Raw genomic sequence first — 6,774 nt, 5'->3', positions numbered from 1 at the left:
CACGCTATTGGCCGCAATCCTCCTGAGCGCCATCGCCCTGCCAAGCGTCGCCAGCCCGTGCCCCGACTGGGCACCTGCCCAGGCGCAAACCGAAACGGCCACCCTGCAACAGCAAATCAATCGCTGGGACGACAGCTACCACCGTGAAGGCCTGTCGCCGGTGACTGACGAGCTCTATGACCAGTCCCGCGCCCGGCTCGAACATTGGCAAAGCTGTTTCCCCACCGTCAGTGCAGACCGCGCCAACCCGCTACGCACCGCACGCGGTACTGTCCCGCACCCCATTCCCCATACCGGCGTGGAGAAACTGGCCGATGAAAGTGCCGTACGCCAGTGGCTCGCCGGGCGCGAGGAGGTCTGGGTACAGCCCAAGATCGACGGCGTGGCCGTGACCCTGATCTATCGCCAGGGACGCTTTCAGCAAGCCATCAGCCGCGGGGATGGCCTTCAGGGCCAGGACTGGACCGGGCCCGCGCAACTGATAAGCGCCATCCCCAAACGCCTGCCCGAACCGCGGGACCTGCTGCTACAGGGCGAGCTCTATTGGCGCCAGAACGATCACATACAGGCCAAGGCCGGCAGCCTGAATGCCCGCGGCCAGGTCGCCGGCCTATTGGCGCGCAACCAACTGGACCCTCAGCAAGCCAGCCGGATCGGCCTGTTCGTCTGGGACTGGCCCCAAGGCCCGAGCACCCTGGCGCAGCGCCTGGCCGGCCTCAAGGCCCTGGGGTTTACCCACAGCAGCGAATACAGCCAGCGCGTCAGTACGTTCGCCGAGGTCCGGCACTGGCGAGAGCACTGGTATCGCTCGGCCCTGCCCTTCGCCAGCGATGGCATCGTCCTGCGCCAGAGCCGACGTCCAGAGGCGCAACGCTGGCAGGCCAAGGCGCCCTACTGGATCGCCGCGTGGAAGTACCCGTTCGCCCAGGCCCTGGCCAGGGTGCGCAAGGTCGACTTCAAGATCGGCCGCACTGGCCGGATCACCCCGATGCTCGAACTGGAGCCGGTCCTGCTCGACGACCGGCAGATCAGGCGGGTCAGCGTCGGCTCGCTGCCGCGCTGGCAGAAACTGGATATCCGCCCTGGCGACCAGGTGTCGATCAGCCTCGCCGGCCTGACCATCCCGCGCCTGAACGCGGTGATACTGCGCACGCCCCAGCGTGTTCCGCTGCAGGTTCCGGATGCCTCGGCCTTCCATGCGCTCAGTTGCTGGCACCCCCTGCCCGGCTGTGAGAGCCAGTTCCTCGCACGCTTGACCTGGCTGAGCGGAAAATCCGGGCTGGACCTGCCCCATGTCGGCGCCGGCACCTGGGAGAAGCTGGTGGACGCCGGACTGATCAACGGCTTGGTCGATTGGTTGACCCTTGAACCTGCAGAGCTTGCTAACATTACCGGCCTTGGCGAACGCAGCATCGCGCGTTTGCTGAACAGCCTGCACAGCGCCCGCCGGCAGCCGTTTCATCGCTGGCTCAAAGCCCTTGGGCTGCCACCGACCGGCGACGCCAGGCTCGAAGATGGCTGGGCGGCGCTGGCGGCCAGAACCACCGAACAATGGCAGGCCCAAAGCGCTATCGGCCCGGGACGCGCCGCTCAGTTGAGCGCCTTTTTCCGCGATCCGCAGGTCCTGGCCTTGAGTGAAGAATTACGTGCCGCCGGAATCGAAGGCTTCTGAGGCTTTTACAGCCGGCGGCGTTGAACCCCGGGGACGCAGATGGCTCAAACAGCCCGTCGCCCCACTCCTGCTATTCATCTTTTCACATGGAGCCTTTATGAAATTTCTTGCACCGCTCACCCTCTTCGCCGCATTCGCCCTGACAACCCCAGCCCTGATGGCCGCCGAGCAGGCCCCGGAACTCACCGGCTGCGCCGCCAAGCGCCAGGCCATCAGCACCCAGCTCGAACAGGCCAAGGCCCACGGCAACAGCGAACAACAGGCCGGCCTGGAAAAGGCCCTGAGCGAAGCCACCGCGAACTGCACCGACGCCTCGCTGAAAAAGGAACGCGAAAACAAGGTGCTGGACGCCAAGCACGAAGTCAGCCGGCGCCAGACCGACCTGGACAAGGCCATGAAAAAAGGCGACGCCGAGAAGATCAACAAGCGCAAGGACAAGCTGGCCGAGTCCCGCAAGGAATTGCAGGAAGCCCTCGACGAACTGGACAAGTAAGTTCGAGCCGCTGCGGCAGATGTGCCCGCCGCAGACACCTCAGGCGACAGGATCAGTGATCGCGAAACTCTTTATGGCAGGCGCTGCAGGCATCTTCGACTTTCTGTACCGCCGGCCCCAGGTTGCTGGCCTTGTACGGCTGGACCTTGCTGGCGATGACCAGTTCACCGGTGGCCGCCTCGAGGGTACGGGCCAGTTCCTGGAAACGTGCCTGTTTCTGCCAGACATCGTCAGTCGCGCTGCTGTGCTCCTGTTCCTTGACCTGCGGGAAGTGCTTCCAGGGTTCGTGGGACAGGTTGTCCAGCTTGATCGCGCCTTCGGTAAAGCGCGGGCCGTCGAACGGGATACGCCCACGGAGCATGCCGCCCAGGTCTTCACCGGTCTTGAGCATCTGTTTGAAGATCGCCTTGCGCTGACCCAGCGGGGAGTTCGGATCGACACCGCCGCAGGCGGACAACGTCAGGCAGGCCAGCAATACAACAGAGAGTCTTTTAAGCGTCATGGTGGCTTCGGGTCACGGGAAACGGCCGCCAGTATCCTCGCCTGTCCGGCAAAGACCAATAGCCCTATTAACAATATGGATTGCCTGACGTTGCCATGCGCCCAGGCAAGCCACAAAGGAAGTACCCAATGAACACCCGTTTCAAGCTGTGGCGTCGACACCTGGCCTGGGCCTTGCCGACCGCGATCCTGCTGGCCGGATGCAATGGCGGCGAAGTCGGCAAGCCACCCCAGCCTCACGCTATCGCCACCTATACCAGCGCCAGTTGGGAAACCCTGCCCACTGTGTCCGACGACGACCTGCTGGCCGGCTTCGGTTCCTGGCGCAGCGCCTGCACCCGGCTGAAAGCCGACCCGGTGTGGGGCCCGACCTGCGCGACGGCGGCCAATGTGCCACTCACCGCCCTCGATGTCCGCAGCTTTCTCAAGCAGCACCTGGACGTCTACGGCCTGCGCTCGGCCAGTGGCAGCAGCAACGGCCTGATCACCGGATACTACGAGCCGGTCTATCCGGGCAGCCTGACCCAGACCCAGGCCGCGTCAGTACCGGTCTATGGCGTGCCGGAAGACATGATCATCGTCGCCCTCGACAGCATTTATCCCGAACTCAAGGGCAAGCGCCTGCGCGGCCGCCTCGAAGGCCGGGTGCTGAAACCCTACGACGATGCCGCGACCATCGAGACCAAGGGGGTCAAGGCGCCGGTGATCGCCTGGTTGACCGACCCGATGAACCTGCAATTCCTGCAGATCCAGGGCTCGGGCCGCATCCAGCTGGAAGACGGACGCCAGTTGCGCATCGGTTATGCCGACCAGAACGGCCACCCGTACCGCCCCATCGGCCGCTGGCTGGTGGATCAGGGCGAGCTGAAGAAAGAAGACGTGACCATGGGCACCATCGCGGCCTGGGCCAAGGCCAACCCCAATCGCATCCCGGAACTGCTGGGCAGCAACCCCAGCTACGTGTTCTTCAACCGCAACCCGGACAGCAACGAAGGCCCGCGCGGCTCGCTGAACGTACCGCTGACGTCCGGCTACAGCGTGGCGGTGGACCGCAAGGTGATCCCCCTGGGCAGCCTGTTGTGGCTTTCCACCACCCGGCCCGATGGCAGCAGCCTGATCCGCCCGGTAGCAGCACAGGACACCGGTGGCGCGATCGCCGGCGAAGTTCGCGCCGACCTGTTCTGGGGCACCGGCGACGCGGCCGGGCAACTGGCGGGAGACATGAAACAACAGGGCCAGATCTGGATGCTCTGGCCCAAGGGCGCCACGCTGCCGAAAGTGCCTGAAGTCACCGACAGCAAATAGCCCTGGCACCACTGCCGCCTCGTCGAGAGGCGGCGGCAGTGACGAAGGTCAGATCGAGACGAAAAAGAAGCTGGCAATCAGCGCGACACCAACGAACCACACCAGCGACCGCAGGATCGCCCAGTCCGCCAGGTAGCAGATGATGTACAGCAGGCGGCTGGTGATGAACAACACCGCCAGCACATCGATGGTCACCAGTTCGGCGACGTTGGCGATGTGGGCAATGATCACCCCCGCGGCAAAGGCCGGGGTCACTTCAAAACTGTTGAGCTGCGCCGCTTGCGCCCGCCGGGCGAAACCCTCGAGGGTCTCGAGGTAGGCCCGCGGGTCATGGTTCTGCCGCAGGCCAAAGTTGCCCCCGCTGAACTTGGCGATGCTGTTGCACAGGTACGGCAGGAAGATGGCGATCAATACACACCAGAAAGCGACGGTCATGGCAGAGTCCTTTTTAAAGTCATGAGGGGAGCGGGGTCAGAACTTCATCACCAGCATGCCGATCAGCACCAGCCCACAAGCTAAGAGCCGAGGTCGGCCGAAAGGTTCTTTCAGGTAACGCATACCGAACAACACCACCAGGATCACGCTGATTTCCCGCAGCGCCGCCGCCTCGGCGATCGATCCCAGCTGCATGGCCCACAGCACCAGAGCGTAGCTGAACAATACGCAGAACCCGACGCTCAACCCCAGCCTCCATTGTTCGCGCCAGAACAGGCTGAAGGCCGCACGCTTGCGCAACAGCGCCAGCAACGGAAAGGGCCAGGCGCTGAGCAGCGTCACCCACACCAGGTAATCCAGCGGATGGGACCAGCGGCGCAATGCCTGGCCGTCGATAAAGGTGTAGCAACCGATGCACAGGCCGATCAGCGCCACCACCGGCAACATCGACCATGGCAGGCGGTCGCCGCCACCGCCCTGCCATAGCAGGCACAGCATGCCGAAAGGGATCAACAGGATGCCGAGGATCTGCTGGGGGCTGAGCACCTCGCCCGCGAAGACCAGGGTCAGGGCCAGCACCACCAGGGGCGAAAGGCCACGCATCAATGGGTAGACCAGACCCAGGTCGCCGACCCGATAGGCCTGGATCAGCAGGTAGCGGTAGAGCAACTCGAAAACCGCCGACGCCAGGATCCACGGCCAGACCTGCAACGGCGGCCACTCGACGAACCCCAGCATCAATGCCACGAACAACAAGGCGACGCTGTCCATGCAGGCCACCACCAATAACCGTTCGCCACTGAATTTGATCAGGGTATTCCACGCCGCATGCAGCAGCGCCGCCACCAGAACCAGAGTTGTCGCCAGCACCTCACACTCCCTGTTTGCGATAAGAGAATCGATTCACCTAAGGGCCTCGGCTGTCTATACTGACGCCGACCACGCCGCACTCAGTTGCGCATATCCATTCCAATAATTCCTGCCGCCGCCCAATCCGCCGGACCTGATCCGATGGAGGAGCAAAGCTGGCATGCGTATGCCTGATCAGGGCGTCAAGACTACAGACAGAGAATCCTCGCATGCCACTCGCCTTGCTCGCACTGGCTGTTGCCGCCTTCGGCATCGGCACCACTGAATTCGTCATCATGGGCCTGCTGCCCGATGTCGCCCGCGACCTGTCCGTCAGCATTCCCCATGCCGGCCTGCTGATTACCGGTTACGCCCTGGGCGTGGTGTTCGGCGCGCCGATCCTCGCCGTCGGCACCGCCAACATGCCGCGTAAGGCCACGTTGCTGGGCATGACCCTGATGTTCATCCTCGGCAACGTGCTCTGCGCGCTGGCGCCGAACTACGCCACGCTGATGGCCGCGCGGGTGATCACCGCGCTGTGCCACGGTGCGTTTTTCGGCATCGGTTCGGTGGTCGCCGCCAGCCTGGTGGCGCCGAACAAACGCGCCCAGGCGATCGCCATGATGTTCACCGGCCTGACCCTGGCCAATGTGCTCGGCGTGCCGCTGGGCACGGCACTGGGGCAATACGCCGGCTGGCGCTCGACCTTCTGGGCGGTGTCGGTGATCGGGGTGCTCGCCGCCATTGCCCAGTGGTTCTGGCTGCCCCGGCACATCGCCATGGACAAGGCCAACCTGGCCAGCGAGTTCAAGGTCCTGGGCAAGACCAACGTGCTGCTGGCCCTGGGCATGAGCGTGCTGGCCTCCACCAGCCTGTTCAGCGTCTTCACCTATATCGCGCCGATCCTGCAGGACGTCACCGGCGTCAGCCCCCATGGCGTAACCATCATGTTGCTGCTGTTCGGCGTCGGCTTGACGGCCGGCAGCATGCTCGGCGGCCGCCTGGCCGACAGCCGCCTGCTGCCGTCGCTGGTGGCCATGGCGCTGGCCGTGGTGTTGGTGCTGGCCGCGTTCAGCCAGACCAGCCACCTGCTGATCCCGGCGGCGATCACGTTACTGCTGTGGGGGATTTTCGCCTTCGCCCTGTGCCCGATCCTGCAATTGCTGATCATCGACCAGGCCCACGAGGCTCCCAACCTGGGCTCGACCCTGAACCAGAGCGCCTTCAACCTGGGTAACGCCGCCGGCGCCTGGATCGGCGGGCTGGTCGTCGCCAGCGGCGCCGACCTGGCCGACCTGCCGTGGACCGGCGCACTCGTCGGCGGACTGACGGTGCTGACCGCACTGCTGTTCATTCACCTGCAACGTCGCCAGGCGGCCGCGATCAATGTATCCGGCTGAGCCCCGACGAGCGCGCGACTGACCCACGGTCGCCTGCAGAACCGTGCACTGTCCGACCGGCTCACCGACAGAAGAATCTGAACTTTCCTTGTCGGTGTGCCCCGGGCCGCCAGTGGCCC

The 6,774-nt window shown here is 64.5% G+C and carries 7 protein-coding genes; 4 read left to right on the top strand and 3 right to left on the bottom strand.

Going from position 1 to position 6,774, the window contains the following annotated elements; genetic code table 11:
- The first annotated feature begins 7 nt into the window (after nucleotides 1-7).
- Both ligB and J4E58_RS28565 read left to right on the top strand, forming a co-directional pair.
- Entirely contained in the window at nucleotides 8-1,672 is a 1,665-nt protein-coding gene (gene ligB, locus J4E58_RS28570) for an NAD-dependent DNA ligase LigB (protein ID WP_207255345.1), read from the top strand.
- A gap of 97 nt (nucleotides 1,673-1,769) precedes the next feature.
- On the top strand, nucleotides 1,770-2,165 hold the full coding sequence (locus J4E58_RS28565) for a DUF1090 domain-containing protein (protein ID WP_062824362.1): 396 nt from the start codon (nucleotides 1,770-1,772) through the stop codon (nucleotides 2,163-2,165).
- 52 nt (nucleotides 2,166-2,217) lie between these two features.
- Here the strand turns inward: J4E58_RS28565 and J4E58_RS28560 are convergent, their stop codons facing one another.
- Nucleotides 2,218-2,667 carry a cytochrome c gene (locus J4E58_RS28560; protein ID WP_007922344.1) on the bottom strand — a complete coding sequence of 150 codons (450 nt, stop codon included), beginning with the start codon at nucleotides 2,665-2,667 and terminating at the stop codon, nucleotides 2,218-2,220.
- 128 nt (nucleotides 2,668-2,795) lie between these two features.
- On the opposite strand from J4E58_RS28560, the gene J4E58_RS28555 reads away from it, so the two are divergent.
- Nucleotides 2,796-3,971 carry a murein transglycosylase A gene (locus J4E58_RS28555; RefSeq protein ID WP_009045987.1) on the top strand — a complete coding sequence of 392 codons (1,176 nt, stop codon included), beginning with the start codon at nucleotides 2,796-2,798 and terminating at the stop codon, nucleotides 3,969-3,971.
- 48 nt (nucleotides 3,972-4,019) lie between these two features.
- Here J4E58_RS28555 and J4E58_RS28550 read toward each other — a convergent pair whose 3' ends face one another.
- Together J4E58_RS28550 and J4E58_RS28545 are read right to left on the bottom strand one after the other, a co-directional pair.
- Nucleotides 4,020-4,406, bottom strand: coding sequence for an MAPEG family protein (locus J4E58_RS28550; RefSeq protein WP_087089521.1), 387 nt, complete (start codon nucleotides 4,404-4,406; stop codon nucleotides 4,020-4,022).
- Nucleotides 4,407-4,442: 36 nt separating this feature from the next.
- Nucleotides 4,443-5,276, bottom strand: a complete 834-nt coding sequence (locus tag J4E58_RS28545; RefSeq protein ID WP_087089523.1) for an EamA family transporter — start codon at nucleotides 5,274-5,276, stop codon at nucleotides 4,443-4,445.
- A gap of 209 nt (nucleotides 5,277-5,485) precedes the next feature.
- Between J4E58_RS28545 and J4E58_RS28540 the strand changes: the two genes are divergently transcribed.
- Nucleotides 5,486-6,655: an MFS transporter gene (locus J4E58_RS28540; protein ID WP_009045990.1), complete on the top strand. Its 1,170-nt coding sequence runs from the start codon at nucleotides 5,486-5,488 to the stop codon at nucleotides 6,653-6,655.
- The last annotated feature ends 119 nt before the right edge of the window (nucleotides 6,656-6,774 follow it).

The sequence above is a fragment of the Pseudomonas sp. FW305-25 genome (genome assembly GCF_017351415.1).
GTDB classification, from domain to species: Bacteria; Pseudomonadota; Gammaproteobacteria; order Pseudomonadales; family Pseudomonadaceae; genus Aquipseudomonas; species Aquipseudomonas chlororaphis.
This window is presented reverse-complemented; position numbering and strand designations above follow the sequence as displayed.